Source organism: Pseudomonas iridis (assembly GCF_017980685.1).
GTDB classification, from domain to species: Bacteria; Pseudomonadota; Gammaproteobacteria; order Pseudomonadales; family Pseudomonadaceae; genus Aquipseudomonas; species Aquipseudomonas iridis.
In genome coordinates this window covers 1-25206 of the sequence record NZ_JACXXO010000023.1, presented here as the reverse complement: position 1 = coordinate 25206, position 25206 = coordinate 1, and the positions used below count along the sequence as shown (strand labels likewise).

Here is a 25206-nt window from a genome sequence, read left to right as displayed (position 1 = left end):
GTGCGGCACGCTGCGATCTTTTGATCTTGCTTATTTAGGTCCGAGAATCTTCGCCAACTTGTCCGGCGTCGGCGCGCCTTGTTGCTGTTGCAGCTCACCCTTGTCATCCATGTAGAAAATCGCCGGAGTGGCCTGCAATTCGAGGTCGTCCATCAACTGCATGTTCGCCGCCAATTTTGTCTGCACGGCTACCGGGATGTCTTTCAAGGCCTTGAGCGAACTGCCCTTGCCGGCCTTTTCGTGATCTTCCAGCGCTTTGGCCGGGTCTTTGGCGGCGAGCAACGCGGCGGATTTCCCCGGGCTGTCTTCGCGGATGATCCCGACCATGATGTGGCGCAACTGCACTTTGCCGGACTTGACCCACGGGCGGGCCTGTTCCCAGAACACGTTGCAATACGGGCAGTTCGGATCGCTGAACAGGTACACCGTGCGCGGCGCATCATTGTTGCCGTCCTGAATCCAGTTGCTCGCCTCGAACTTGGCCCAGACTTCCTTGGCCATTGGCGCGTACACCAGTTTCTGCAACGGTTCGCTGCTCAGGTCTTTGCCGTCGGCGTCGTACAGGTTGCCCAGCAGAACGTGCTTACCGTCCGGGGTCAGGTACAGCGCCATGCCGCGGTTCTGGTATTGCGCCGCGTAACCGCGCAGGCCGTCGGGTGCATCGAACTGGCCGACGATTTTCGCGCCTTTGGCCTCGATCTGCTTGATCGCGGCAGGCAATTCTTCAGCGGCCTGAACCGACGGCAGTTGCAACAGGGCAGTGCCCAGAGTCAGCGTCAGCAGGTGGCGGAGGCGGGGCATGGCAGTTTCCTTGACGAAGTGGCCGGTGCGGAGGCCGGGTTCGGGTTTGAATTGGGGGTGTCGAAGTTTTCCATTGCGCGAGCCAGGCTGGCGTTCGACAACTCGCCCAGGTGACTGGCCAACAGGCGACCATCAGGGCTATAGAACAGGGTAGTCGGCAATGCCATGGAACCCACGGCCTGACCCAAACGACCGCTGCGGTCGAACAACACGTTGGTCAGGCTCAGGCCCTGGGTTTCGAGAAACGTCGCAACGCTTTGCATGCTTTCGGCCTGATTGACGAACAGGAACGTCAGGTCAGGGCGTTGCTGCTGGGCGCTTTCCAGTACCGGCATCTCGCGCCGGCACGGTGGACACCAGGTGGCCCACAGGTTGATCACCAGCGGCCCACCTTTATAGTCGCTGAGCTGGATGGTTTCCCCGGCGGCGTTACGCAAGGAGATGTCTGGCAGTCGCGTGCCCTCTTCGTAGATGTTCAATGACAGTGTCGCCATCACCCAGAACAGCACACCACTGGCCACGCCAAAAGCCAGCGGCCGACGCAGCCCCGGGCGACGCCAGCCGCGATACAGTGCGACGAGCAGCAACACGATGACCCCCGGCCAGGCGAGAAAACCGCCATCGCGCAGGTCGACGATCTGCCACAGATCATTGCGGTAGTGGCTCCAGTACATCGCGACAAACGCGATGCGGGCCGCGAGCATACCAATCAGGAACAGACTGAACAGCGCCGACTCCGGATTATCGCCACCGCGTTTGGCCACTCGCCAACCGACGAAGGTCGCCAGTGCCAATGCACTGATCAGCAGCAAATGGTTAAGCGCGATGGCAAAGGTGCCGAGGGTGAAGGTCAGCATTAGTTGGCGTCTCGGGTGATGGTCCAGCGTTGCAGGAACGTATCGGCATCGACTTCGCCGGTGATCCGCTGGCTGCGGCGCTCTTCGCCGTCAGCGCCGATCCAGACAAAAGTCGGTGGCCCCGGCACTTTATAGCGGCCGAGCAATTCGCGGCTGGCGGCATTGTCGGCCGTCACATCCAGCCGCAGCAGGCGTACGTCGCTCAACGCCTGCATCACCTTGTCCTTGCCGAACACCTGCTTTTCCATGACTTTGCAGGAAACGCACCAGTCGGCGTAGTAATCAAGCAGCACCCACTGGCCCTGGGCCTTGGCGGCATCCAGCTCGCGTTGCAGTGCTGCCGGTTCCTTGATGGTGGTGAACGCATCATGACCATTCGGCGCAGCACTGGCGACACGGTCGCCACTGTAAACCTGCAGCGGTTGATACGGATCGTCACTGCCGCCGGCGGCACCGATCATCAGCAAACTGCCCCATAACCCAAGCAGCAATGCAGTGGCGCCGAACAACTGAGCGACACGGCCGAAGCCTTCGGACTGCTTCCACGCGCAGTAGGCGGCGATCAACAACAAGGCGCCGCACAGACCGAGCCATAACGACGGGTCCAGCACCGGGCGCAACATCAGCAACGCCGTGGCGAGGAACAGGAAACCGAACACGCCCTTGAGCAGGTTCATCCAGTCGCCGGGTTTGGGCAGGAAGCGATTACCTACGGTCACCAGCAACATCAGCGGCACACCGATGCCGATCCCCAGCGAGAACAGAATCAGCCCGCCGTGCAGGGCGTTGCCGCTTTGCGCGATGTACAGCAACGCACCGGCGAGTGGCGCGGTCATGCACGGGCCGACCAGCAGACCGGACAGTGCGCCGAGCACGCCGGCGCCAACCAGGCTGCCGCCGCTGCGACTGCGCGAGGCGTGTTCCAGTCGGTCACGCAAGGCCACCGGCAATTGCAGTTCAAAGAAGCCGAACATCGGCAATGCCAGCACCACAAACACTGCGGCAAACGCACCCAGCAACCACGGGTTTTGCAACCAGGCTTGCAGGTTCGCCCCGAGCAGCGCAGCAATCACACCCATCGCCGCATACACCAGCGCCATGCAGATCACATAACTGCCTGCCAGCGCGAAACCCCGGCGTGGCGTCGCGCCGCTGCCGACAATCATGCCCGCCAGAATCGGCAACATCGGCAATGTGCAAGGGGTGAAGGCAAGCAGCAGGCCGAGGCCGAAAAATACCAGCAGGCTCCAGCCCAGTGCTCGTTGCTGAAGGCTGTTGGCCAGGGCTTCATCCGGTGCTTGCGCATTGGCCGGCGTGACCGCTTTGCCGCCCAGATCAATGACCCGGGTTTGCGGCGGGTAACACAGACCCGCATCGGCGCAGCCCTGATAGCTGACCTTGATTTGACCGGTCGCCGTCGCCGGGATCTTTACCTCCAGCCCTTGGCGATAAACCGGTTGTTCTCCGAAGAACTCGTCGCTGTGGGATTCGCCTTCGGGCAGCGTCGGCTGTTGTGCAGCACTCAAACCGTCGAACTTCAGGCGTTTCTGATACAGGTAGTAGCCGTCGGTGATCTGCCAGAACAGCTGGGTTTCACCGGATTCCAGGCGCTCGGAGGTGAGAACGAACGCTTTATCGACCGGCAGAAAATCCGCTTTTGTCTCGAAAGGATTGTTTCCCGCCTGGGCCAGGCCTGAGATCAGAAGCGCAAACAGTAGAAAAATATGACGCATGGAGAGGAGCCTTGTCCCTGTGCAAGTGGGGGCACAATGGGCGGTAGCGATTAACCGATGATTAACCGCGCCCTGTGATGCCGCTGCCGGCCCGGTCAGTTGCGTAACAACCCTGGCCAGTTGCTTTCGTTGATGGTGTGCGGGCCGGATGCGAGCTTGTCGGCCTGTATGTTGTAAACAAGATACTGGTTATGGGTGAGGAAAATATACCAATAGCTGTCGGCGAAAGTTCGATCGTTTTGGGCCGCCGTGATGATCCGGTCCTTGTAAGGGGCCAGGGCGCCCAGGCGGTTCTGACCAAAGGCATTGCGGGTGAGTGTTTTTGCCTTGTAGTTGAAGCTCAGATAATGACCGTCGTTCAGAATGAATTTGAACAGGAAAGGGTGGCCGGAAACCTCTGTCCAGGTGCCGGCAATGATTTTGTCAAAGTAGGGAAGTATCGGTTTCCAGAGTGTGTCGGCTAACGCGTAGATGCCCGAAACGTTGTCTGTATCCTGGTCGTATTTGCACACGGCCGGGGTATCGCCGTAGTAGAAGAACAGCCAGGCGATATCTTCATCGCTGCGCGTGTTGAAACCCAGAGAAGTCGTGGTGAAGCCGAAGCGCAGGTTCTGGATGTAAGGCGTGAAAGTGTCCCATCTGCCGTTGATAGAGGCGGGATAGCCGTTCGGAACATCGCCGCCGATATTGAACCGGGAATAGGTGTCGGTATCCTTGAAAAAAAAGTAAATGCGATCTGCGCCAGAGCGCCAGTCGACCGCAACAAAGTTATTCAATGCAGGCATGTTTATTAAAGTCCTTTTAAAGAAGCTGTAGTTTTTAGTGCCTGCTCAGGCTATCTCGGGTAGTTATTAAATTGTAGCGGCTATATGTCGGGATTTATTTCACGGGCTGTTTGTAGGGGCGTTAGTTGCGCGCTGTTTACCTGTTCCAAACAGTCGATGCAGCCGTGCAGGCACGACTTGTTCTTGACTCGGCTTCCCGTTACCCCCGGTGACAGCCATAATTGCCGCTTAATCCTCACCTGCTTCACTCGCGTTTTTGCTCAGGGAGCTCCCATGCACGTATTGGTTTGCGAAGACGATGAGCTGATTGCCAGTGGCATCGTTGCCGGTCTCACGGCTCAAGGCTTGACCGTCGAGCATGTCAATACGGCGTCCAAGGCCCGGGCGATGCTCAAGGTTGCCGAGTTTGATGTGATGGTGCTTGATCTCGGTTTGCCCGACGAAGATGGTCTGAAATTGTTGCAGCAGTTACGCCAGCACGGCCTGGAGATCCCGGTGCTGATCCTGACGGCGCGCGACTCGGTCACCGATCGCGTAGATGGCTTGCAGGCCGGTGCTGATGACTACTTGCTCAAGCCATTCGATTTGCGTGAGTTGTTTGCGCGTCTGCAAACCTTGCTGCGGCGGGTGGCCGGGCGCAGCGTCAACCTGATCGAGCACGGTGCGCTGACCTACGACCCGAGCAGCCGCGAAACCCGACTGGCCGGGCAATCGGTGGACCTGTCGCGGCGCGAGCAATCGCTGTTGCAGGCACTGCTGCACAATCGCGGTCGGGTCCTGTCCACCGAGCAGTTGAAGGACAGCGTCTACGGCTTCAACGATGAGCTGGAAAGCAACGCGCTGAACGTCCATATCCATCACCTGCGCAGCAAACTCGGTAAAGGTATCGTCGAAACCGTGCGCGGTCTGGGCTATCGCCTGGGGCCGGCCGATGGTGGAGATCAAGGCAAGTGATGAGCCTGCGCCTGCGCTTGAGCCTGACCCTTGGCGCCGCGTTCGCGCTGATCTGGGCGCTGGCAGCGGCCTGGATGCTCAGCGATCTGCGCAACCAGATGATGTTTTCCCTCGACCAGCGTCTGGTGGCTTCGGCGCGCATGGTGGCCGGGTTGCTGGAGCAATTGCCGACATTGCCGAGCAAAGGCGAGGGCACGCATTTCAGTGCCGAACAGCTGAACATTCCCGGCGGCATGGCCTGTCAGGTCAGCTCGTTGCGCGGGGAAATTCTCGCGCGCAGCCATAACAATCCCGAGCAAGCGCTGGAAGCCGAGAAAATGGGCTTCCACGATCAGATGATCGACGGCGCACCATGGCGCAGCTTCACCCTCGCCCGGGGCGATGTACGGATTACCACGGCGGATCGGCAGATCGAGCGCGAAGCCCTGAACATGTCGATCCTGCTGGCGGCGTCGGTGCCGGTAGGCGTGGCGTTGCTCGGCTGTCTGTGCCTGTTGTGGCTGGGAATCGGGCAAGGCCTGGCCCCGCTCAATCGCCTGCGCGAAGCCTTGATGCGACGTAATGCCGACTCGCTCGAACCGCTGCAATTGCAATCGTTTCCCAGCGAATTGATGCCGCTGCTCGATACCCAGAATCAGCTGTTCCAGCGCATCGGCAAGACCATCGAGCGTGAACGTCGATTGACCGGTGACGCCGCGCATGAACTGCGCAGCCCGCTGACGGCGATCAAGACGCACCTGCAAGTGGCGCGCATGACCGAGGGCAGCGCCCGCGATCAATCGCTGGCGCGGGCCGAGGAGGGCGCCGACCGTTTGCACCGCACGCTTGAGCAACTGCTGTTGCTGGCACGGGTCGAGGGCAGTCTGTCCTTCGACGACGGCACGCAGTACAGCGCCGAGCAAGTGGCCAGGTTGGCGATTGCCGACGCTACGGGTGGCGAGCGTCTGCGGATCAAACTGCACCTGCCCGCCGAACTCTCGTCTGCACCGTTGCAAATGCCTGCGGTCCTGTCGATCGCCGCGTTGCGCAATCTGCTCGACAACGCCCTGCGCCATACCTCCGAGGATTGTGCGGTCGAGCTGCGTCTGGAAACCATCGGCAACCGCGTACGTTTCGTCGTACGCGACCATGGCCCGGGCATTGCGCCGGATGATTTGCAGTACCTTACCCAGCGCTTCTGGCGCAACGGTCAGAGCACCGGTTGCGGCCTCGGCCTGGCGATTGTCCAGGCGATCGTCCAGCGTTGCGACTGCGCCCTGCATTTCGACAGCCGCCCGGATGGTTTGCGCGTTGAGCTGACGATGCCGTTGCAATCCCTCTGACGCCTGCACATCAAATGTAACTTCTCTGCATTGGTTAATCGGCGGCGCTGACGTTAAGGTCGGCGCCAGCCTTGACTCAATGGATTGAGGGAACAGCGCCATGCAAGCACCTGTCTGCATTCGTCCGGCCATTCTGGCCGACGTCGGAATCATCAGCCGTATCATCGAACGCTCGATCCGTTTTGGTTGTGCGCTCGATCACCGCAACGACCCGTTGATCGTCAGTGACTGGACCCGGCAGCAGTCTGCCGATTTCATCAGTGCCTGGCTCGCGAATCCGCACTTCTATCTGAGTATTGCCATGCTGGCGGACAAACCGGTCGGTATCGGCATGGCCCGTCTGGATGGCGACGTTGTGCTTTGCCACGTACAACCGGAATCATTTCGCCGTGGCGTGGGGAGGGCGCTGATGAACGATCTGGAAGGCTGGCTGCGGGTACGCGGTGTGCGCACCGCCCACCTCAACAGCACGCGCACCGGCGAAGCGTTCTATCGCCATTTGGGTTACCGCGAATCTGCACCTTCCCTCGCGCATAACGGCTTGCAGATCCTGCCTATGGCCAAGCCGCTGGCAATGTCCGGATGAACAGTCGCTCCAGGGGCTAAATCCTTGCCTCGCTTAAGCGTTTCCAGAACAGGAAAACCTGCAAGTGCGCCCCGTGACTGGAACGCGCACCTGTCCGGTGTGCTGTTTTGGTCACTATCCATAGCGAATCGAGGGGTCGACAGATGTCAGTTGCCACCAGCCTTATCAGAGAGTCATCGGCCCGGGTCACCTCGGCGCCAGCGGAAACGTTGTATGAATTCAACGAATCGCCACTGCTGGCTCGTCAGGCACAGCAGGAGTCCAATGCCCGCAGCTATCCGCGACGCATTCCCCTGGCACTCAAGCGGGCCAGGGGCCTTTATGTCGAAGATGTTGAAGGGCGTACGTTCATCGACTGTCTGGCCGGTGCCGGCACGCTGGCACTGGGGCATAACCATCCGGTGGTGATCGCAGCGATCCAGCAGGTGCTGGCCGATGAGCTGCCGCTGCACACGCTGGACCTGACCACCCCGGTCAAGGATCAGTTTGTCCAGGATCTGTTCGGCTTACTGCCGGCACAACTGGCGTCGCAAGCGAAAATCCAGTTCTGCGGCCCGACCGGTACTGACGCAGTGGAAGCGGCATTGAAACTGGTACGCACGGCCACCGGTCGCAGCACCGTGTTGTCGTTCTCCGGTGGTTATCACGGCATGAGCCAGGGCGCTTTGAGCCTGATGGGTAGCCTGGGGCCGAAAAAGCCGCTGGGTGCGTTACTCAGCAACGGCGTGCAGTTCATGCCGTTTCCGTATGACTACCGTTGCCCGTTCGGCATCGGCGGCGCTGACGGGGTGAAGGCCAACCTGAGCTATCTGGATAATTTGCTCAACGATCCCGAGGCCGGCGTGCAATTGCCAGCGGCCGTGATCGTCGAAGCGGTGCAGGGTGAGGGCGGAGTGATTCCGGCCGACATCGAATGGCTGCGCGGCTTGCGTCGGATCACCGAGAAGGCTGGCGTAGCGCTGATTGTCGATGAGATTCAGAGCGGATTTGCCCGCACCGGCAAGATGTTTGCCTTCGAACATGCCGGTATCACTCCGGATGTGGTCGTACTGTCCAAAGCTATCGGCGGCAGCCTGCCGCTGGCGGTCGTGGTCTATCGCGACTGGCTCGACACCTGGCAGCCGGGCGCACACGCTGGCACGTTCCGTGGCAATCAGATGGCGATGGCCGCCGGTTCTGCGGTGATGCGTTATCTGCTTGAACACAAAGTGTGCGAACACGCGGCCGCCATGGGCGAGCGCCTGAGCGAGCACCTGCACATCCTGCAGCGTGATTTCCCGCAGATGGGCGATATCCGTGGTCGTGGCCTGATGTTGGGCGTCGAGCTGGTGGACCCGACGGGCACCCCGGATGCGCTCGGCCATCCGCCGGCGTTTGCGCGTCTGGCGCCATTGGTGCAGCGCGAATGCCTCAAGCGCGGCTTGATTCTGGAACTGGGCGGTCGGCATGGCGCCGTCGTGCGTTTCCTGCCACCACTGGTGATCACCGCCGTCGAGATCGACCGCGTTGCCGAGATCTTCGGTCGTGCATTGGCTGCCGCTACTGCCGCTGTGTAAATTTTTCAGCGCGCCGAACGTTCTTTCTACATACCCGGCTGCACCCGACGTGCAGCCCACCCTTACAACGATGGAGAACCAGCATGACGTCAGTATTCGACCGTGAGGACATCCTCTTTCAGGTCGTGGTCAACCACGAAGAGCAGTACTCGATCTGGCCGGATTACAAGGCCGTGCCAGAAGGCTGGCGCACCGTGGGCAAGAGCGGCCTGAAAAAGGAATGCCTGGCCTACATCGAAGAAGTCTGGACCGACATGCGCCCACTCAGCCTGCGCCAGAAGATGGAAGGGCTGGCTGCGGCTCAATAAGCTGACCGGCAAAAAGAAACCCGCTGGACTGGAGACAGTCAGCGGGTTTTTTCATGTCCGGAATACGGGGTTTTTGTCAGGACCTCATCGCTGGCAGCTCCCACAGTGATCTGAGGTGTGTACCGCATTTGTGGAACACAACAAAACCCTGTGGGAGCTGGCTTGCCAGCGATGAACGATAACGCGGTACAACTGAAGTTAAGCCCCGCTCAGCCCCTTGAGCAGTAAATCCACATTGCTCTCGAGCTCCGCCACCGGATCTTCGGCATCGATACTCAGCACCAGCAATCGGCTACCTGACTCGGCAATCGCCGCTTTCACCGCTTCCGTTGGCTGACGGTGATGCAACACCACTGCCACATCATTTTCCTTGAGTGTCGCCGTGAGTTTTTTCAGATCCTCGGGCGTCCAGTCTGCATCAGGACGTGGATCCTGCCCGATCAGTTCAAGGTTCAGGCTGCCGATCAGATAGCCGAAGTGATCGCTCAAGCTCATCACACTCAGGTTATCGGCATTGGCCAGACGCGCCTCACTGGCGGCGCTGAGTTTGAGCAGGCGTTGTTTCAACAGCGCCAGATTCGCTTCGATCTTCGGCTTGGCGCTGGGTGCCAGACGCACCAGATCTGCGGCCATCACGTCTGCCATGCGCCCCATGTTGTTACTCGCCAGCCACGGCTGGCTGTTCAAACCGTCGACTTTCAAATCCGGTTGCACGGCGATGCCGGGCAACGCGCCGTCGACCGGGCGTGCGGCATCGACTTCAACGATACGAATGTTGCTGCGACGGGCGAAGGGGTACAGCGGGTCATCGGCCCACAGCGAGCGCACGCCGATCACCGCATCGGCGCCGGTGGCCAGTTTATTCAGTGCCGGAGCGCCGCGCCCGGTGAAGTACGCGGTCTGGCGGCTACCCGGCAGGTTCGCCGGTGCCGCGCGTTCGAGGCTGACGTCGGTGCCTTTGAGCAGCACCTCGCCCAGGCCATAGGTGATCGGAAGAGAGGCCAGCACTCGCAAGGGCTTGGCGCTTTCGGCGGCCATTAAAGGTGTGGAGACCACGCCGCACAGGGCCATGGCCAACGTCAGGTTGCGCAATGAAAAAAGCATTTATCCAAGATTCCCTTTCAGACTCGGGACAACCCCGCGCGCGATGGCGGCGAGGGCGAAGGCAATACCGGCGACCAGAATGATCGCGGCGCCGGACGGGATCGGCAGATCGAAAACAATCGGCGCGAGAATCCCGCACAACGTGCTGACCGTGGCAATCAGCACCGAACACCAGAAAAAGCCCTTGAGCGACTGGCTGAGCAAGCGCGCCGCCGCCGCCGGAATCACCAGCAGGGCACCCACCAGAATTGCGCCGATGACTTTCACGGCGGCCACGGTGATCAGTGTCACCAGAATCACGAAGAGGTAATCCAGAGTCTTCACCGCCACGCCGCGAACGGCCGCCAGTTGCGGGTTGAAACTGGCCAGCATGATGCGGTTGTACAGTGGCAACGCCAGGGCCATCACCAGCGAGCCGACGATGGCCAATACCGCCAGATCATTGCCGTTGACTGTCAGCACTGAGCCGAACAATACGTTTTCCAGAATGTGCACGTTGATCTTGCCCGCGAGAATCAGCAGCAGGCTTGCGCCCAGGGCCAGCGACACCGACAGGAAAACACCGATCAATGTGTCCGGCGCCAGACCGGTGCGGTTGCGCAGGTAGTTGAGCAAAATGCCGAACAGCAGGCAGTAGCCGAACAGGCTGCCATAAGGCCCGGTGTAGGGTTCGCCCAGCAGGATGCCAATCGCCACACCGGTCAGCGCTGCGTGGCCGACCGCTTCGGAGAAAAACGCAAAGCGCTTGACCACCACCAGCGTGCCGAGCCCACCCAGCACCGGGCCGATCAACAGGCCGGCGAGCAGCGCGTTGACCACAAAACCGTAAGCCAGCGCCTCCGGCAGATAACCGGAAGAGGCCCAACCCTGGACCATCAACCGAAAGGCTTCGTAACTCATCAGGCAGCGCTCCGTGGATGGGTCGAGAACAGGGTCAGCAGTCGTTCCGGTGTTAGCGCCTGTTGTGGCGTGGCGTCGAACAGCACGCGACGGTTGAGGCCAGTGACCCGATCAGCCAGACGGCCGACCGCTTCCAGATCGTGTTCGATCCACAGCACGGTGATGCCCGCCGCGCGCCAGTCGGCGAGCAGGCGTTCGAAGACCCGGATCCCTGCCTCATCGAGAGCAGACATGGGTTCATCCAGCACCAGCAGTTGTGGCGCAGGGATCAAGCCCTGGGCGAGCAACACCCGTTGACGTTCACCTCCGGACAGCGCGCCCATGCGGCGTTTGCGTTTGTCCTGCATACCGACCCGTTCCAGCGCTTCGCCGATGGCGCCGGCGTAGTGCTTGCTCAAACCGAGAAACGCCGGGCGGCGCTGGCACATGGCAGCCATGAAATCATCGACCGTCATCGGCAAGCCGCGATCGAACTCAAGCGCCTGCGGCACATAACCGATGGTGCCGGGCTCGCCGGGCCATTGCAGACTCAACCGACCCTGATGCGGCATCTGCCCCAGCAAAGTCTTGATCAGCGAACTCTTGCCGCCGCCGTTGGGACCGACCAGTGCATGCACGGTGCCGGGCTGCACCTGGAAGGAGACGTTGTCGAGAATTGTCGTGCGGCCCAGTGTCAGGCAGACCTCTGCAAATTCCAGGGTCGGCCCACAAACCTGTAGGAGTGAGCCTGCTCGCGATTGAGGTGTGTCATTCAACAATGATGGTGCTTGGCCGGGCGCCTTCGCGAGCAGGCTCGCTCCTACAGGGGACTCGGTGTTTTCTGCGATCAGGGTTTCTCTGGATGTCATGCGCCAGACTCCTGAATTGCCCGAACCACGGTGTTGAGGTTGCCGGTCATTTCTTTTTCGTACTTGTCGGCGGTGTATTCGCCGTAGGAAATGTGCGACAGCGGGTACAGCTTCACGCCCGATTCACTCTGAATGGTTTCGACGTAAGTAGACGGAAAGTCCATTTCCGAGAAGATCACCTTCACATCCAGTTCGCGCAGTTGGTCGATGGTCTTCTTCAACTGGCTCGGGCTCGGCTCGATACCGTGGGCCGGCTCGACCACTGCCGTCACTTCCAGCCCGAACTCGCGCAACAGATAGTCGTAAGCCGCGTGAACGGTGGCCACACGCAACTCGGCGTTCGGCGCCTGGGTCAGCTTGGCCAACGCGTCAGCGCGCATCTGCCGCAGGCGTTTGCCGTAGGCGCGTGCGTTCTGCGTGTAGGTCTTGGCATTGTCCGGATCGAGCTTGCCCAACTCCCGAGCGATGTTGTTGACCTGCGCGATGGAGGCGCTGATCGACAGGAAGGTATGCGGGTTCACCACTTTGCCGGCACCCCGCGCAGCCACACCGGTGGCGGCCAGCAGCGGTACGTTTGCGTTGGCCTCGATGGTCTTGATGTTCGGGGTTTCGCTGGCGGCGATCATGCGGTCGGCGAAGTCATCATGGCCGACACCGTTGAGCACGATCACGTCGAGACCACTGATGCGCTTGATGTCCTCGGACCGTGGTTCGTAGGCGTGCGGATTGAAGCCGGCCGGAATCAACGGGACCACCTCGGCCTTGTCGCCGACGATGTTCGCCACATAACTGTAATAAGGGTGCAGGGTAATGCCGATGCGCAGGCGTTTGGCTGGATCGGCGCTGACCAGCGGGCTCAGCAGGCAGGTGCAAATGCTCAACAGAAACAGACGCAACAAGGGACGGCGTGTAGATGAAATAGACATGGGCAAGCGGTCTTCTCTCGGGTGAGGGCGAGGAATCAATGGCGATGTTCGCGGGTAACCCCGGCATCGTATTGCGCGACGATCTGTTTCCAGCCGGCGGCGGCCAGGGCGGCGTCAGTCAGCTCCCGAGGCGCCGTGAGTGCGGCGTCACGGTTGAGCCAGATGTCCGGCGCGGCCTGGTTATCAGCGCTGACACGCATCAGAAACGAACCGGCGATGGAGGGTGTCTGGCTATGACCGAAGTAGGCGGCATCGCTCGGCATCTGCCATGCATGACCACCTCGAGCGACCGAACTCGCGTCCTGAGCGAATGGGGCAAAACCTTCGTCCGCCAGATTTTGGGGGGGCGGCAGGGTTTTCTGCTCTTCGCGCAGCAAGCGGATTTCGTCCAGCGTCACGCGCAGGTCGGCATAGATGCCTTGCTCGGCGGCGCTGAGGTCGCGGCGCGCGTCCAGTTGATTGCTGGCGACAGGTTCCGGTTCATGGGACACCCCGCGCCATGCCACCACGGAACCTGCCAGCGCCAGGATCAGCAGGCACAGCAGCAACACGTTGAGGGTTTCATGGCCGGCACCGGCCGGGCGCACGATCTGTGTGGTGGGCGTACTCATGGCGCTTCGATATCCGCTTGGTCGATTTCCACCACATGGCCTGGGCCCGCGTCGAACAGCACGTAGAACTCGGCGCCGGGTTTCTTGAAGGTCACTGTCGAGTCGGGGCCGAGCTTGCCCGGCACCAGAATCGTTTCGTCGTAACCGATCACATCCAGGGTCACTCCGGGTGCGCCGCTGCCATCGGAGAAGCCACCGGTACATTTGATCTGTTCGTCATCGACGGCTTTGCATTCGCACATCGGGTTGTGCGCCAGTGCGCTTGCACTGAAGCCGGCGCACAGCACCAACAACGCGGCGCTGATTCGCAGACGGAAAGGGCGTTGCGAGCAGGTCATGGTTTGGCTCCTTGTTTGTTCAGCCAGTCGATGGTGGCGGGGGAGGCCTGGCTCAAAGGAATCGAGGCCTGATGCATGCTGCCGTCCCAGCCTTCCATGGTGATCCACAGTTCGGCGTCGGGTTTGGTCTTCTCCGGGATCGGCAGTTGCGTGCCCATACGGTATGGCGTACCGAAAAAAATCGCCCCGGCTGCGCGCAGGCTGCGCGGTTTGCCGATGCGCAGGTAAGTGGCCTTGACCTTGTCGACACAGGCATCGCACAGGGCCGCGCTGAAATCTTTCATATAGCCGGCCGGGCCCGTGAGGGTGGGGGCTTCGTTGCGCAGTTCGGCCAGTCGCAGGCTCCAGGGGCCGACCTGGATATTGCCGATTTCATGTTGCCCCAGGCCGCTGTCGCCGCGAAACAGTGAAGCGTCGGCAAAATACTTGGGCATGAAACCAAGCGGGATCAGCAACAACAGGACATTTATGTGGAATCGCCATTTGTGCCAAAGTCGCCCCAGTCGCGATGGCGGCGTGATCGTTGTGGACTTGCTCACAGGCTGACCTCCGAAGGCTCACGGCTGAGGGCCGGTTGTACCTTGATCCGGTTTTTTTTGTCCTCGCGCTTGAGCGCATTGGCGGTGGCCAGAGCGGTGCGTTTGGTCCAGATCAGCAAGCCGCTGAGCACCATCATGCTCAGCAGCAGGCCAAAGAAGAACCAGATCAACTTTATCCAGATCCCGCCGAAGTCACCGGTGTGCAGCGGGCGCATGGATTCTGTGACGAACTCCAGCGAGGAACGATCGGACAGCAGCCGTGTAGCCGCCATCTCACCGTTGTACGGATTGAGCGTCGCCGTCTGGAACATCAATGGATACCAGCCGCGACCGCCAACGCTCATGTGACTGTAAGCGTTACCCGGCAGGCTGACGAAACTGGCCTCCAGCCCCGGAATCTTTTGCTGAGCGATTTCTACGGCGCGGTCCAGGCTGATACGTGGCGGCGGAGTGCCGGCGGCCGAAATCGGCACGCTTTCACGGGACATGGCCGGGATGATCGGCTCGCTGGAGATGGAGATCTGGTTATCGAACAGGAAGGCCCGAATCAAAAACCAGACACCGGTGATGGAGATCACCGCAATGAACCAGATCGACCAGATACCGCTGAGACGGTGGAAATCGCCCCAGAAAATACGCGCGCCATGGCGAATACGTAGAGTCGGGCGCAAGAAGCCCTTCCAGAATCGCTTATAGACCACTAGGCCGGTAATCAACGACACCAGCATCGGCACGCCAAGGAATGACACCAGATACCATCCCCAACTGAAGCCGTTGGTGAACGGCACTAGCCACCAACCATGCAAGGCGCGGGTGAAAGCCTTGAAGTCAAAGGCTGGCGCGGTGCCCTGGATCACCCCGGTGTATGGGTTGACGTACACCGTCAGCGAGCGCCCATCCGGGTAGCTGACCTCGACGTCCAGGGCAAAGTGCGATTCGTCAGGGCGGGAGATGCTTTCGACCACGGTCTGCGGTTCGGCTTTTTTGATCGCGGCCAGAATCTGGTCATAACTGAGCAGCGGCGCATCGTCCGATGGCTGACTGGCACGCATCTGTGGATTGGCCAGCCAGACGATTTCCTGGCTGACCACCGCCAGCGTTCCGGTCACGCAAACGATCAGGACGAAAAACCAGATCGGTAATGCGAGCCAGCTATGTATCAGGAACCACAGTTTGGAACGGGATTTTTTCGACATGATTACGCGTCTAGAGAGCGGTGAAAGGGCACGTGGCTGCGGGCTTCACAGCACGGGTATCCCCGAAAGGCGCTCGTGGCTTTTGCCTACGCGAGCGGCCTGCATCTCTATAGGACGGATGAGCGAGATAAATCCCGATAAGGAATGTGAAAGTAAATGTTTCGCGTTCTGTTCGACATCGCAACGTATTGTGGGAGGGGCGGGCTGATGGAGTGTGCCAGTCCGCTTCAATGCCGGATTCGTAAGAGCTTTCGCGAGCAGGCTCGCTCCCACATATGAAATGCATTCCAAGGTGGGAACGAGCCTGCTCGCGGAAGAGTCGGTTCGGACGCTGATGTATTCAGCCTTGGCTGAACATCTCCATCGCCCGCTGTTTGATCTGCTCTTCAGTCAGATCCTCCTTGTGGGTCGCGAGAAACCACAAATGCCCGTAGGGGTCCTTCAACGTTCCACTGCGATCACCGTAAAACTGATCCTTGACCTCGGACACCACGGTTGCCCCGGCATCCAGCGCCCTTTGGAATGACTTGTCGACATCAGTCACATACAGATGCAAACCGACGGAGACGGTTTGCTCCGGATTGCTCAATGGCCCTTGATCGCACGGCGAGCCGAGCATGATTGCGCTGTCACCAATACGCAGCTCTGCGTGGCCGATGCTGCCATCGGGCATGGCCAGGCGCATGACCTCGGTGGCGCCGAACGCGTTCTTGTAGAAGTCGATGGCCTCGACGGCCTTCTGGATGCCGAGATACGGGGTAATGCTGTGATACCCCTCGGGGATGGGTTTGACGCTCATGACGTTCTCCCTGTTTTTATTTTCCGAAATGTTGCTTCACCGGATTCCCGGAAAAATCACTATAGAACTGTCTTCCTGGCCAGGAATTTCGCCCGACGAGCAGCAGCTCACATTACGTATCCAAAAAGTGCGCCCCCGGCCCTTGCTCACCCAGCACATCGCCCTGATTGCGCAACGGACACGCCTCCATCGACAGGCAGCCACAACCGATGCAGCCATTGAGCCGGTCGCGCAACAGCGTCAGTTGATTGATCCGTTCATCCAGTTCCCGGCGCCACTGCTCCGATAGAAACTTCCAGTCCGCCGCCGTCGGTGCGCGATCGTCGGGGAGGACTTTCAGTGCTTCGCCAATCTCCGCCAGCGGAATCCCCAGACGCTGCGCAACTTTGATCAATGCCACTCGACGCAACACGGCGCGCGCATAACGTCGCTGATTGCCAGCATTGCGCTGGCTCTTGATCAAACCCTTGGACTCATAAAAATGCAGGGCCGTGACCGCAACACCGCTGCGCGCCGCGACTTCGCCGACGGTGAGGGGCTTGTGCAGGTTTTCCTTGGTGACCATGGTGAAATTGCTCTTGACCTTGACTTAACTAGAGGTTTTACCCTGCGCTTCTTCGAGTCGCAAGATTCGCCTTACAGCCAAGTGGGGAATTTCATGCAAGCATCAGCGAAAAACCGCAGCTTCACCCAATTGATCGAATTCGAGATCGAGCCTCGGCAGCAACCGGGACTGGTCTCGGCGCTGTCGATGCAGACTGAACGCCTGGCCCAGCGCTACCAGGGTTTTGTCAGCGCGAGCGTGCAAGCCAGCGACGATGGTCGGCGGGTATTGAGCTTGCTGCAATGGCAGACTCGCGAGGCGGGGGAGGCGGCGTTCCGCAGTTTCGAAAGCGGTGAGCAGGATTTCTGGGAGTTGATCCGCGCCCATCAGGCGAAAACAGTGACCTTCAATTCGTTTCAGGTACTGAGCAGCATCGCCCGCAGTCACGACGATGCGTTGCACTGCAACCTGGTCGGTTAGATCGACAGCTTTGTCAGGCGCTCACTTTGGAGAGATATGCGGTTTGGTGACGATTTGCTGATAGCCACTATTGAGAGCGTTGATTTCTGCGCATGCGTGTCGGGGCGTAGCCTTTCTCCATCGACCCCATATTGCTCGCCAGGACGCTCTCATGAATCATTTACTGACTGTCTCGCTGTTGCTCGCCGTCTCCGTACTCGCCGGATGTGTCAGCCATGTTTCTCCGGAATTGCGGCCCTACTCGGCAGAAGAATCCCGGGAACTGGCCATGGAGGCACTGAACCGCAGCGGTTTGTCGTTTGACGAATACCATGCAAAAAAAGCCCGATTACTTGGTCAGCCACAGAAGGCCTTCGGTTTTGACAAGCAGGGCGAGATGAGTGCTGAACGTGCCGTACAGCTGCATGGGCGCCCTAGCTGAAAACAAACTGTACTGCTTGAAGTATTAGCCAACTGTCCGTGGGTTTGCCGGGCCGCGTGGGGTAGGGTCTACACCTGAATGACCCTGACGGACTGCACCATGAACCTCTCGCTTGATTTACTGCTGGGCTTTGCCCTGTTTGCCCTTGTCACCTCGATTACGCCGGGGCCGAACAACACCATGTTGCTGGCATCGGGCGTCAACTTCGGATTTAACCGCACCATCCCGCATATGCTCGGCATCACCTGTGGATTCTTCGTCCTTGTGGTCGCCGTGGGATTTGGTCTGGGCGCAGTGTTTCAGTCCTATCCGATTCTTTATACGGTCCTGCGCTACGTCGGCGCGGCGTATCTGTTGTATCTGGCATGGAAGATCGCCCATTCGGGGCCGGTCGGTGATAATACCCAGGGCGAAGCCAAACCGATCAGCTACCTGGGCGCCGCGGCGTTCCAGTGGGTCAATCCCAAGGCGTGGATCATGGCCATTGGTGCCATCAGCACGTACACGCCGATGCAGGGATACTTCACCAACGTCGTGGTGATCGCCGCGGTGTTCGCGATCATCAATTTGCCGAGCGTCGGCGTCTGGGCCGCGTGTGGCACGTTGCTGCGCAATGTGCTGAAGGAACCGCGCTGGTTGCGCGTATTCAACTGGGGCATGGCGGCATTGCTGGTGATTTCGTTGTATCCGTTACTTCTTGAAAGCTTTAGCTGACGCGTTGCTTCAACCGCCGACCCGATGCCTGTTAAGCTCGGCTTCAGGAGCGTTCCTACGCACTTTTAAATGAAGTTGTTCTTCTTTAACGGCATCCGATCAGGTATTGATGACGCTCTCGAACCGACGCGCAGCCCACAAGGCTGCGCAGTGCCGTTTGCAGACACGAGCCTCCTGATCCCGGAACACGCTCTGCGAGTCTTTTATGAACACACGTCCGTTGTATTTTGATTACGCCGCCACCACCCCGGTGGACGAGCGGGTCATCCAGGTCATGATCGAGTGTCTGGGGTTCCACGGTAATTTCGGCAACCCGGCCTCCAGCTCCCACGCGTTTGGCCAGCAGGCTCGACAGACGGTCGAGCAGGCCCGCCGGCAAGTCGCCGAACTGGTCGGGGCGCAAGCCGAACAGATCGTCTGGACCTCCGGTGCCACCGAGTCCAATAACCTCGCGCTGAAAGGCGTTGCCCAGGCGCGCGGTGTCTGCGGCGGCCACATCATTACCAGCCAGATCGAACACAAAGCCATCCTCGATACCGCCCGCCAGTTGCAGGACGCCGGCGTTGCCGTGACCTATCTGGTGCCGGACGCTGATGGCTTGATCACGCCGAAGGCGGTCAGCGAGGCGATGCGCGATGACACCTTTCTGGTCTCGCTGATGCTGGTCAACAACGAGCTCGGCACTGTCAACGACATCCCGGCCATCGGTGAAATCGTCCGCGGTCGCGAGGCGCTCTTCCATGTCGATGCGGCTCAGGGCGCCGGCAAAGTGGCGATCGACCTGGCGCAGTGGCCAGTGGATCTGATGTCGTTCTCGGCGCACAAACTCTACGGCCCCAAAGGCATTGGCGCGTTGTACGTCGGCCCACGGGCGCAACAACGCGTGCAGGCACAGATTCATGGTGGCGGACACGAAAGCGGTTTGCGCTCCGGGACGCTGGCGACTCATCAGATTGCCGGAATGGGCGCTGCATTCGCTTTGGCTGCAGGCGTTTTCGATGAAGAGAAAAAATCCATCGTCGCGTTACGCGAACGTTTGCTCGAACAATTGCTGAGTCTGCCCGGCGTACGTCTTAATGGCAGTGCCAGTCAGCGCATTGCGCACACCTTGAGCCTGACGTTCAGCGAGGGCGAATTCAACAGCGCGGCGCTGAGCCATTCGATCGCGTTTTCCGCGACCTCAGCCTGTAACTCCGCAAGCAACGCGCCATCCCACGTGCTGCTGGCCTTGGGGCATGACGCGCGGCTGGCGGGACGTACCATTCGCTTGAGCCTCGGCCGTTTCACCACCGCAGAAGATGTCGACAAGGCTTGCGAATTGATCAAGACCGCCTGCGCCAGTGCTCCGGCATTCTGGGCGACAGGGCTTTAACCAGCCGAACGATGGCTACGAACAATAACGAATAAGTGATTAGCAGGAGACATGATGAGTACCCAGACCTTGACCGAAGGATCGGTGCCCCAGCGCCTGGCGCGCACCCGTGAACTGATGCGCCGTGAAGGCATTCATGCGTTGTTGGTGCCTTCTGCCGACCCGCATCTGTCGGAATATTTGCCGGGTTACTGGCAGGGACGGCAGTGGCTGTCGGGCTTTCATGGTTCGGTCGGCACACTGATTGTCACCCTCGATTTCGCCGGTGTCTGGGCCGACAGTCGTTACTGGGAGCAGGCGACCAAGGAACTCAATGGCAGCGGTATCGAACTGGTCAAGCTGCAACCAGGGCAGCCGAGTCCGCTGGACTGGCTGGCTGAACAGACTCCTGAAGGTGGCGTGGTTGCAGTAGACGGGGCTGTGATGGCCGTGGCTTCGGCGCGTACGTTGAGCGGCAAGCTCGAAGCACGTGGCGCGAGTCTGCGTACCGATATCGATCTGCTTGAGGAAGTCTGGAGCGACCGGCCAACTCTGCCAAACGCGCCGATTTATCAACATCTACCACCACAAGCGACTGTAAGCCGCGGCGAAAAACTCGCCAAACTGCGTGAAACCCTGCAGGAGCGCAGCGCCGACTGGCACTTCATCGCCACCCTCGACGACATCGCATGGCTGTTCAACCTGCGCGGCGGCGATGTGTCGTTCAACCCGGTGTTCGTCTCTTTCGCTCTGATCAATCAGCAACAAGCGACGCTGTTCGTTGCGTTGAGCAAAGTTGATGCGCCGTTGCGTGCAGTGCTGGAACAGGACGGCGTGACACTGCGCGACTACAGCGAAGTGTCCGAAGCTTTGCGCGCCGTGCCGAGCGGCGCGAGCCTTCTGGTGGACCCGGCGCGTGTCACCAGCGGTCTGTTGGATAACCTCGACAATGGCGTAACACTGGTCGAAGGCTTGAACCCGACCACGTTGGCCAAATCGCAAAAAAGTGAAGCCGACGCCGCGCATATTCGTAAAGCGATGGAGCAGGACGGCGCGGCACTCTGCGAGTTCTTCGCCTGGCTGGAATCGGCCTGGGGTCGTGAGCGCATTACCGAGCTGACCATCGACGAGAAACTCACCGCTGCCCGCGAGCGTCGTCCGGATTATGTGTCGCTGAGTTTCAATACCATCGCTGCCTTCAATGCCAATGGCGCGATGCCGCATTACCACGCTACTGAAGAAGAGCACGCGGTGATCGAGGGGGACGGTCTGTTGCTGATCGACTCCGGTGGTCAATATCTCGGCGGCACGACCGACATCACGCGCATGGTGCCGGTCGGTACGCCGACTGAAGAACAGAAGCGCGATTGCACTCGCGTGTTGAAAGGCGTGATTGCGCTGTCGCGGGCACAGTTCCCGAAAGGCATTCTGTCTCCACTGCTCGATGCCATCGCGCGCGCGCCGATCTGGGCTGAAAGCGTGGATTACGGCCACGGCACCGGTCACGGCGTGGGTTACTTCCTCAATGTGCACGAAGGCCCGCAAGTGATTGCCTATCAGGCAGCGCCGGCACCACAGACCGCGATGCAACCGGGGATGATTACTTCGATCGAACCGGGCACTTATCGTCCGGGCCGTTGGGGCGTGCGCATCGAAAACCTGGCGATGAACCGTGAGGCAGGCAGCAGCGAGTTCGGCGATTTCCTCAAGTTTGAAACCTTGACCCTGTGCCCGATCGATACGCGTTGTCTGCTGCCAGACTTGCTGAGTCAGGAAGAAAAACAGTGGTTCAACGCCTACCACGCTGAGGTACGTGAGCGCTTGAGCCCGTTGCTCGACGGTGCGGCGCTGGAGTGGCTGAATACGCGTACTGTTGCAATCTGATCGGCATGTGCGGGCGCTGAAATCAGCGCCCGCGTGTTTCTTTCGATCTAGACCTGACGCAATGCTTCCTCGACGAAGTCGAGACGATCCTGGCCGAAGAACATCTGATTGCCGATAAACAAGGTCGGAGCACCGAAAACGCCTCGTTTGATGGCGGTTTCGGTGTTGTCCTTCAGCGCAGCCTTGACTGTTTCGTCGTTGGTCAGCGCCAGGACGTCATCGGGCGCAAACCCGTGTTCGCTCAACACGGCAGCCACAATCGTCGGGTCGCTCAAATTTCTGCCCTCCACCCACAACGCCGTGAACAAGCAATCCACAAACGCCTGAAAGCGTTCCGGTTGGCGCAGTTGTATGCCGGTGACGGCGCGCATCAACAGCAGCGTGTTGATCGGAAAGTGCGGATTGAAATTGAGAGCTACACCATAGCGTTTGGCGTAGCGGTCCAGATCCTGAAACATGTAACGACCCTTGGCCGGGATCATTGCCGGTGAAGCGTTGCCCGTAGCTTTGAACACACCGCCCAGCAGCATCGGAATGTAGGTCAGCTGACTATTGGTTTCTGCGCAGATTCTGGGTAATTGGGTGTAGGCCAGATAAGTGGCAGGGCTGCCGAGGTCGAAATAGAACTCCACGGTTTTGGTCATTTTCGCTGCTCTCTATTTATTGTTATGGGCGGTGGGTTTACCAGCGTTCGTTCCAGGGGCGCAGATCCAGCTCGAACGTCCATGCATCGCGTGGCTGACTGTGCAGATACCAGTAATTTTCGGCGATGTGCTCGGGGTTGAGGATGCCGTCCTGATCCTTGGTGGCGTATTTCTCGGGAAAGCTGTTGCGGATGAAATCCGTATCAATGGCACCATCAACCACGATGTGGGCAACATGAATGTTCATCGGGCCCAATTCGCGAGCCATGCTTTGTGCGAGCGCGCGGATGCCATGCTTGGCGCCGGCGAATGCGGCGAAACCCGATGAGCCGCGCAGTCCGGCAGTTGCGCCGGTAAACAGAATGGTTCCACGTTTACGCGTTACCATGCGTTTGGCCACTTCACGGGCATTGAGAAAACCTGAGAAACAAGCCATCTCCCAGATCTTGAAGTATTTGCGAGCGGTTTCTTCAAGGATGCTGCACGGCACATTGGCACCGATGTTGAAGACAAAAGCTTCAATCGGGCCGAGGCGGGCTTCGATGTCTTCGATCAGCGCGATGACTTCTTCTTCCTTGCGCGCATCGCAAGCAAAGCCGTGAGCTTCGCCGCCTTCGGCCTGAATCGCGTCTACCAGCGGCTGCAATTTATCGGCACTGCGCCGCGTGACGCACGCAACGAATCCTTCCTTGGCAAAGCGCTTGGCAATCGCGCCACCTGTGGCATCACCCGCACCGACAACCAATACGACCTTCTTGTTATTCATGGGTGAATCCCTTTGGTAAACGATCGTTAAGTGAACGAACGTTATGCTAGGATTCGGCCAGCGTCAAGGTGGTCAATTCGAGGGCAAACAACATGCGTTACTCCGCCAATCACAAGCAGGAAACCCAGGAAAAACTTTTGCAGAGCAGTGCGCTGTCGGCCAAGCGCTCCGGGTTTTCCACGGTCGGCGTCGATGGTTTGATGAAGGCTATAGGGCTGAGCGGTGCCGCTTTCTATAGTCATTTCTCATCCAAGGATGCGTTGTTCACTGCCATCGTCGAGCGGGAGTTGGGGCAAAGTCTTGAGCGGCTGGGCGGGCAGGGGGGGCAGGATCGTGAGCGGTTGGAGCGTTGCCTCAAACACTATTTGAGCATGGCTCACGTAGAACAACCTGAATCCGGCTGTGCTTTGCCGTCGTTAGGCGCGGAAATCGCCCGTTCGGATGTTCAGGTGCGTGAGCAGGCCCAGATGTGGATCTGCAGACTTCAGGACAGTTGGGCGCAGATACTTGGGAGCGACAGCCTAGCGTGGTCGATTCTGTCGCAGTGCGTTGGCGCGTTGGTAGTGGCGCGAATGCTGGCCACGCCGGACGTTCAGCGCAAGGTGCTGGAATCCAGCCGCGACGAAATTGGGCGTCAGATCTCCCGGCAGCCGTGATCTATTTACAGATGACGATCATGCTGCGGCTAGTGTAGCCAGCGGGATTGAGACCGAATGGATAGTCGCCGGGCTCCTCTACGGAATCCCCTGACTTGGCGATGACCTTGTAGCCTTTCGGGGCGCAGGAGTTGGCTGCGCTGGTATAGCACTTGTCCCAAGAGGACGAGAGTCCCGAACAGTTGATGTGCAGCCCTTTCTTGCCGTGCTTCACCTGGGTCTTCGAGGTCGCCGCACAACCCGCAACTGCGAGTACGGCGATCAATATCAAAATTCGTTTCATTACCGTCCTTATAGCGGCCGCGAGTCTGATGCTCCGGTCTGCCTGTATTCGCTTGCGCTCTCGGCGTTTCGAAATCCCTGTCGGAAAAAATCCATATCTGGCATTGGGTTGCGAGCCTAAACATGGCCTAAATGAACGCCAATTGCCAGACCTTCGTCAAATCCTGTTTCAATCTGCCGCTATGGCAGGCTTGGCGGCGCTGCCCATGGTCATGGTCGCGCCAACGGAAGCCAGAATAATGCACATGATCGCCATCCATTGTGACAGCGTGAGGTATTCCTGCAAAAACAGCAGGCCCGACAGCGCGCCGAATGCCGGTTCGATACTCATCAATGTGCCGAAGGTTCGCGCGGGCATTCGGGTGAGAGCAACCATTTCCAGTGTGTAGGGCAGGGCGGTGGACAGGATGGCGACGCCGATCGCAATCGGGATCAGCGAGGGTGTGAATAGCGCTGCGCCGGCATGCACGATGCCGATGGGAGCCACGAACAGCGCCGCGATCATCACGCCTAACGCTGCGGTCGTGACGCCGTTATCAGCACCGGCCCTCTGACCAAACAGAATGTATAGCGCCCAGCAGATCCCGGCACCCAATGCATATCCGGCCCCAACCAAGTCAATTCCCGCGGTTGTCGCCCCCGTCGGTATCAATAGCACCAGGCCGGCTATGGCCAGGCCGATCCACAGAAAGTCGATGGCACGCCGGGATGCATATATAGCTACGGCCAATGGGCCGGTAAATTCGAGAGCAACGGCGATGCCCAGCGGCACTGTGCGCAATGACATATAGAAGAGGAAGTTCATGCCTCCCAACGCCATGCCGTAGACGATCACCGTACGTAGCGACTTGGCTGTCAGCTTTGCTCGCCAGGGGCGCAGCAATAACAGCATGATCACGCTCGCGAAAATCAGGCGCAGGGTTGTCGTCCCCTGAGCGCCCACCACTGGAAACATGCTTTTGGCCAGCGATGCACCGGACTGGATCGATGCCATGGCTATTAATAGCAGGCCAACCGGGAATAGCATTGAGGCGAGAGAGCGGGGTTGGTCATTCATTGCGCGGCATCGTCCAAGGTAAGAGCGGGGTATTGTTGTAGGTAATGGGCAATATATTGCGCATTCATGTCTCTGACGTCTATATATAAGCAGGTTTTTCGGAAGTTTCGATAAAAACGAAAATAGCGGTTGACGGCAGATTCCAGACGTCTATAATTCGCCCCACTTCCGGCGCAGTCGAAACGGAAAACTCCTTGAGATTCAATGAGTTAAGTAGGTTTCGAGAGCGGGTCGCTTCAGTTCA

29 protein-coding genes are annotated in these 25206 nt (G+C 59.4%); 11 read left to right on the top strand and 18 right to left on the bottom strand.

Annotation, left to right across the window (positions count from 1 at the left end; translation table 11 throughout):
- Positions 1–30: 30 nt before the first annotated feature.
- The 4 genes from dsbG to IEQ42_RS25175 form a co-directional block, all read right to left on the bottom strand.
- Complete coding sequence (dsbG, locus tag IEQ42_RS25190; RefSeq protein ID WP_210705908.1) at positions 31–801, bottom strand: thiol:disulfide interchange protein DsbG; 771 nt, start codon at positions 799–801, stop codon at positions 31–33.
- Positions 777–1658, bottom strand: coding sequence for a prolipoprotein diacylglyceryl transferase family protein (locus IEQ42_RS25185; RefSeq protein ID WP_210705907.1), 882 nt, complete (start codon positions 1656–1658; stop codon positions 777–779). Before IEQ42_RS25185 ends, dsbG begins: the two co-directional genes overlap by 25 nt.
- Positions 1658–3391: a protein-disulfide reductase DsbD gene (gene dsbD, locus IEQ42_RS25180; protein WP_150686740.1), complete on the bottom strand. Its 1734-nt coding sequence runs from the start codon at positions 3389–3391 to the stop codon at positions 1658–1660. Before dsbD ends, IEQ42_RS25185 begins: the two co-directional genes overlap by 1 nt.
- Positions 3392–3486: 95 nt before the next feature.
- The gene (locus IEQ42_RS25175) at positions 3487–4176 is read right to left on the bottom strand and encodes a hypothetical protein (protein ID WP_210705906.1); all 690 of its coding nucleotides are present in this window, start codon (positions 4174–4176) and stop codon (positions 3487–3489) included.
- Positions 4177–4449: 273 nt separating this feature from the next.
- On the opposite strand from IEQ42_RS25175, the gene IEQ42_RS25170 reads away from it, so the two are divergent.
- From IEQ42_RS25170 to IEQ42_RS25150, 5 genes are all read left to right on the top strand, one after another.
- The gene (locus IEQ42_RS25170; RefSeq protein ID WP_042560210.1) at positions 4450–5130 is read left to right on the top strand and encodes a response regulator; all 681 of its coding nucleotides are present in this window, start codon (positions 4450–4452) and stop codon (positions 5128–5130) included.
- Positions 5130–6452, top strand: coding sequence for an ATP-binding protein (locus IEQ42_RS25165; protein WP_210705905.1), 1323 nt, complete (start codon positions 5130–5132; stop codon positions 6450–6452). The genes IEQ42_RS25170 and IEQ42_RS25165 overlap by 1 nt, the downstream gene beginning before the upstream one ends.
- Before the next feature lie 100 nt (positions 6453–6552).
- Positions 6553–7038, top strand: coding sequence for a GNAT family N-acetyltransferase (locus IEQ42_RS25160; RefSeq protein WP_210705904.1), 486 nt, complete (start codon positions 6553–6555; stop codon positions 7036–7038).
- Positions 7039–7181: 143 nt separating this feature from the next.
- Complete coding sequence (locus IEQ42_RS25155; RefSeq protein ID WP_210705903.1) at positions 7182–8594, top strand: aspartate aminotransferase family protein; 1413 nt, start codon at positions 7182–7184, stop codon at positions 8592–8594.
- 83 nt (positions 8595–8677) lie between these two features.
- A complete protein-coding gene (locus IEQ42_RS25150; protein WP_042560205.1) occupies positions 8678–8902 on the top strand; it encodes an MbtH family protein in 225 nt (74 codons plus the stop codon).
- A 198-nt stretch (positions 8903–9100) separates the two neighbouring features.
- Here IEQ42_RS25150 and IEQ42_RS25145 read toward each other — a convergent pair whose 3' ends face one another.
- From IEQ42_RS25145 to soxR, 10 genes are all read right to left on the bottom strand, one after another.
- On the bottom strand, positions 9101–10006 hold the full coding sequence (locus IEQ42_RS25145; RefSeq protein WP_210705902.1) for a metal ABC transporter substrate-binding protein: 906 nt from the start codon (positions 10004–10006) through the stop codon (positions 9101–9103).
- Entirely contained in the window at positions 10007–10906 is a 900-nt protein-coding gene (locus tag IEQ42_RS25140) for a metal ABC transporter permease (RefSeq protein ID WP_007917717.1), read from the bottom strand.
- On the bottom strand, positions 10906–11754 hold the full coding sequence (locus IEQ42_RS25135) for a metal ABC transporter ATP-binding protein (RefSeq protein WP_228732038.1): 849 nt from the start codon (positions 11752–11754) through the stop codon (positions 10906–10908). Before IEQ42_RS25135 ends, IEQ42_RS25140 begins: the two co-directional genes overlap by 1 nt.
- Positions 11751–12680: a metal ABC transporter substrate-binding protein gene (locus tag IEQ42_RS25130; protein ID WP_210705901.1), complete on the bottom strand. Its 930-nt coding sequence runs from the start codon at positions 12678–12680 to the stop codon at positions 11751–11753. Before IEQ42_RS25130 ends, IEQ42_RS25135 begins: the two co-directional genes overlap by 4 nt.
- A 35-nt stretch (positions 12681–12715) precedes the next feature.
- Positions 12716–13291, bottom strand: a complete 576-nt coding sequence (locus tag IEQ42_RS25125) for a DUF6162 family protein (RefSeq protein ID WP_210705900.1) — start codon at positions 13289–13291, stop codon at positions 12716–12718.
- Entirely contained in the window at positions 13288–13629 is a 342-nt protein-coding gene (locus tag IEQ42_RS25120) for a hypothetical protein (protein WP_047302285.1), read from the bottom strand. Before IEQ42_RS25120 ends, IEQ42_RS25125 begins: the two co-directional genes overlap by 4 nt.
- Positions 13626–14168 carry a thiamine pyrophosphate-binding protein gene (locus IEQ42_RS25115; RefSeq protein ID WP_210705899.1) on the bottom strand — a complete coding sequence of 181 codons (543 nt, stop codon included), beginning with the start codon at positions 14166–14168 and terminating at the stop codon, positions 13626–13628. The genes IEQ42_RS25120 and IEQ42_RS25115 overlap by 4 nt, the downstream gene beginning before the upstream one ends.
- Complete coding sequence (locus tag IEQ42_RS25110) at positions 14165–15364, bottom strand: PepSY-associated TM helix domain-containing protein (RefSeq protein ID WP_210705898.1); 1200 nt, start codon at positions 15362–15364, stop codon at positions 14165–14167. The genes IEQ42_RS25115 and IEQ42_RS25110 overlap by 4 nt, the downstream gene beginning before the upstream one ends.
- A 340-nt stretch (positions 15365–15704) precedes the next feature.
- A complete protein-coding gene (locus tag IEQ42_RS25105) occupies positions 15705–16163 on the bottom strand; it encodes a VOC family protein (RefSeq protein WP_210705897.1) in 459 nt (152 codons plus the stop codon).
- A 112-nt stretch (positions 16164–16275) separates the two neighbouring features.
- Positions 16276–16728 (bottom strand): redox-sensitive transcriptional activator SoxR, encoded by a 453-nt coding sequence (soxR, locus tag IEQ42_RS25100; RefSeq protein WP_210705896.1) that lies wholly within the window; start codon positions 16726–16728, stop codon positions 16276–16278.
- Between the two features lie 93 nt (positions 16729–16821).
- On the opposite strand from soxR, the gene IEQ42_RS25095 reads away from it, so the two are divergent.
- The 5 genes from IEQ42_RS25095 to IEQ42_RS25075 all read left to right on the top strand — a co-directional run bounded on the left by IEQ42_RS25095 (position 16822) and on the right by IEQ42_RS25075 (position 21557).
- Positions 16822–17187: an antibiotic biosynthesis monooxygenase gene (locus IEQ42_RS25095; RefSeq protein WP_150603411.1), complete on the top strand. Its 366-nt coding sequence runs from the start codon at positions 16822–16824 to the stop codon at positions 17185–17187.
- Between the two features lie 151 nt (positions 17188–17338).
- On the top strand, positions 17339–17608 hold the full coding sequence (locus IEQ42_RS25090) for a hypothetical protein (RefSeq protein WP_210705895.1): 270 nt from the start codon (positions 17339–17341) through the stop codon (positions 17606–17608).
- A gap of 99 nt (positions 17609–17707) precedes the next feature.
- Positions 17708–18322 (top strand): LysE family translocator, encoded by a 615-nt coding sequence (locus IEQ42_RS25085; RefSeq protein WP_210705894.1) that lies wholly within the window; start codon positions 17708–17710, stop codon positions 18320–18322.
- 205 nt (positions 18323–18527) lie between these two features.
- A complete protein-coding gene (locus tag IEQ42_RS25080) occupies positions 18528–19694 on the top strand; it encodes an aminotransferase class V-fold PLP-dependent enzyme (protein ID WP_210705893.1) in 1167 nt (388 codons plus the stop codon).
- Between the two features lie 54 nt (positions 19695–19748).
- Complete coding sequence (locus tag IEQ42_RS25075) at positions 19749–21557, top strand: aminopeptidase P family protein (RefSeq protein ID WP_210705892.1); 1809 nt, start codon at positions 19749–19751, stop codon at positions 21555–21557.
- A 47-nt stretch (positions 21558–21604) separates the two neighbouring features.
- On the opposite strand, the gene IEQ42_RS25070 is transcribed toward IEQ42_RS25075, so the two are convergent.
- Positions 21605–22201 (bottom strand): 2-hydroxychromene-2-carboxylate isomerase, encoded by a 597-nt coding sequence (locus IEQ42_RS25070; protein WP_210705891.1) that lies wholly within the window; start codon positions 22199–22201, stop codon positions 21605–21607.
- 37 nt (positions 22202–22238) lie between these two features.
- A complete protein-coding gene (locus tag IEQ42_RS25065; RefSeq protein ID WP_150593217.1) occupies positions 22239–22967 on the bottom strand; it encodes an SDR family oxidoreductase in 729 nt (242 codons plus the stop codon).
- Positions 22968–23059: 92 nt separating this feature from the next.
- Here IEQ42_RS25065 and IEQ42_RS25060 point away from each other — a divergent pair, with 92 nt between their 5' ends.
- Entirely contained in the window at positions 23060–23623 is a 564-nt protein-coding gene (locus IEQ42_RS25060) for a TetR/AcrR family transcriptional regulator (protein WP_210705890.1), read from the top strand.
- Position 23624: 1 nt separating this feature from the next.
- On the opposite strand, the gene IEQ42_RS25055 is transcribed toward IEQ42_RS25060, so the two are convergent.
- Both IEQ42_RS25055 and rhtA read right to left on the bottom strand, forming a co-directional pair.
- Positions 23625–23906 (bottom strand): hypothetical protein, encoded by a 282-nt coding sequence (locus tag IEQ42_RS25055; RefSeq protein WP_042560187.1) that lies wholly within the window; start codon positions 23904–23906, stop codon positions 23625–23627.
- Between the two features lie 168 nt (positions 23907–24074).
- The gene (rhtA, locus tag IEQ42_RS25050) at positions 24075–24962 is read right to left on the bottom strand and encodes a threonine/homoserine exporter RhtA (RefSeq protein ID WP_210705889.1); all 888 of its coding nucleotides are present in this window, start codon (positions 24960–24962) and stop codon (positions 24075–24077) included.
- Positions 24963–25206 lie beyond the last annotated feature (244 nt).

Excerpts from the sequence above, each read along its gene's own strand:
- IEQ42_RS25075 (WP_210705892.1), top strand. The coding sequence starts at position 19,749 with ATGAGTACCCAGACCTTGACCGAAGGATCGGTGCCCCAGCGCCTGGCG.
- dsbG (WP_210705908.1), bottom strand. The coding sequence starts at position 801 with ATGCCCCGCCTCCGCCACCTGCTGACGCTGACTCTGGGCACTGCCCTG.
- IEQ42_RS25085 (WP_210705894.1), top strand. The coding sequence starts at position 17,708 with ATGAACCTCTCGCTTGATTTACTGCTGGGCTTTGCCCTGTTTGCCCTT.
- IEQ42_RS25055 (WP_042560187.1), bottom strand. The coding sequence starts at position 23,906 with ATGAAACGAATTTTGATATTGATCGCCGTACTCGCAGTTGCGGGTTGT.
- IEQ42_RS25135 (WP_228732038.1), bottom strand. The coding sequence starts at position 11,754 with ATGACATCCAGAGAAACCCTGATCGCAGAAAACACCGAGTCCCCTGTA.
- IEQ42_RS25125 (WP_210705900.1), bottom strand. The coding sequence starts at position 13,291 with ATGAGTACGCCCACCACACAGATCGTGCGCCCGGCCGGTGCCGGCCAT.
- IEQ42_RS25090 (WP_210705895.1), top strand. The coding sequence starts at position 17,339 with ATGAATCATTTACTGACTGTCTCGCTGTTGCTCGCCGTCTCCGTACTC.
- IEQ42_RS25165 (WP_210705905.1), top strand. The coding sequence starts at position 5,130 with ATGAGCCTGCGCCTGCGCTTGAGCCTGACCCTTGGCGCCGCGTTCGCG.
- IEQ42_RS25065 (WP_150593217.1), bottom strand. The coding sequence starts at position 22,967 with ATGAATAACAAGAAGGTCGTATTGGTTGTCGGTGCGGGTGATGCCACA.
- IEQ42_RS25140 (WP_007917717.1), bottom strand. The coding sequence starts at position 10,906 with ATGAGTTACGAAGCCTTTCGGTTGATGGTCCAGGGTTGGGCCTCTTCC.
- IEQ42_RS25155 (WP_210705903.1), top strand. The coding sequence starts at position 7,182 with ATGTCAGTTGCCACCAGCCTTATCAGAGAGTCATCGGCCCGGGTCACC.
- rhtA (WP_210705889.1), bottom strand. The coding sequence starts at position 24,962 with ATGAATGACCAACCCCGCTCTCTCGCCTCAATGCTATTCCCGGTTGGC.
- soxR (WP_210705896.1), bottom strand. The coding sequence starts at position 16,728 with ATGGTCACCAAGGAAAACCTGCACAAGCCCCTCACCGTCGGCGAAGTC.
- IEQ42_RS25110 (WP_210705898.1), bottom strand. The coding sequence starts at position 15,364 with ATGTCGAAAAAATCCCGTTCCAAACTGTGGTTCCTGATACATAGCTGG.
- IEQ42_RS25080 (WP_210705893.1), top strand. The coding sequence starts at position 18,528 with ATGAACACACGTCCGTTGTATTTTGATTACGCCGCCACCACCCCGGTG.
- IEQ42_RS25130 (WP_210705901.1), bottom strand. The coding sequence starts at position 12,680 with ATGTCTATTTCATCTACACGCCGTCCCTTGTTGCGTCTGTTTCTGTTG.
- IEQ42_RS25170 (WP_042560210.1), top strand. The coding sequence starts at position 4,450 with ATGCACGTATTGGTTTGCGAAGACGATGAGCTGATTGCCAGTGGCATC.
- IEQ42_RS25150 (WP_042560205.1), top strand. The coding sequence starts at position 8,678 with ATGACGTCAGTATTCGACCGTGAGGACATCCTCTTTCAGGTCGTGGTC.
- IEQ42_RS25095 (WP_150603411.1), top strand. The coding sequence starts at position 16,822 with ATGCAAGCATCAGCGAAAAACCGCAGCTTCACCCAATTGATCGAATTC.
- IEQ42_RS25160 (WP_210705904.1), top strand. The coding sequence starts at position 6,553 with ATGCAAGCACCTGTCTGCATTCGTCCGGCCATTCTGGCCGACGTCGGA.
- IEQ42_RS25070 (WP_210705891.1), bottom strand. The coding sequence starts at position 22,201 with ATGACCAAAACCGTGGAGTTCTATTTCGACCTCGGCAGCCCTGCCACT.
- IEQ42_RS25120 (WP_047302285.1), bottom strand. The coding sequence starts at position 13,629 with ATGACCTGCTCGCAACGCCCTTTCCGTCTGCGAATCAGCGCCGCGTTG.
- IEQ42_RS25060 (WP_210705890.1), top strand. The coding sequence starts at position 23,060 with ATGCGTTACTCCGCCAATCACAAGCAGGAAACCCAGGAAAAACTTTTG.
- IEQ42_RS25145 (WP_210705902.1), bottom strand. The coding sequence starts at position 10,006 with ATGCTTTTTTCATTGCGCAACCTGACGTTGGCCATGGCCCTGTGCGGC.
- dsbD (WP_150686740.1), bottom strand. The coding sequence starts at position 3,391 with ATGCGTCATATTTTTCTACTGTTTGCGCTTCTGATCTCAGGCCTGGCC.
- IEQ42_RS25175 (WP_210705906.1), bottom strand. The coding sequence starts at position 4,176 with ATGCCTGCATTGAATAACTTTGTTGCGGTCGACTGGCGCTCTGGCGCA.
- IEQ42_RS25105 (WP_210705897.1), bottom strand. The coding sequence starts at position 16,163 with ATGAGCGTCAAACCCATCCCCGAGGGGTATCACAGCATTACCCCGTAT.
- IEQ42_RS25185 (WP_210705907.1), bottom strand. The coding sequence starts at position 1,658 with ATGCTGACCTTCACCCTCGGCACCTTTGCCATCGCGCTTAACCATTTG.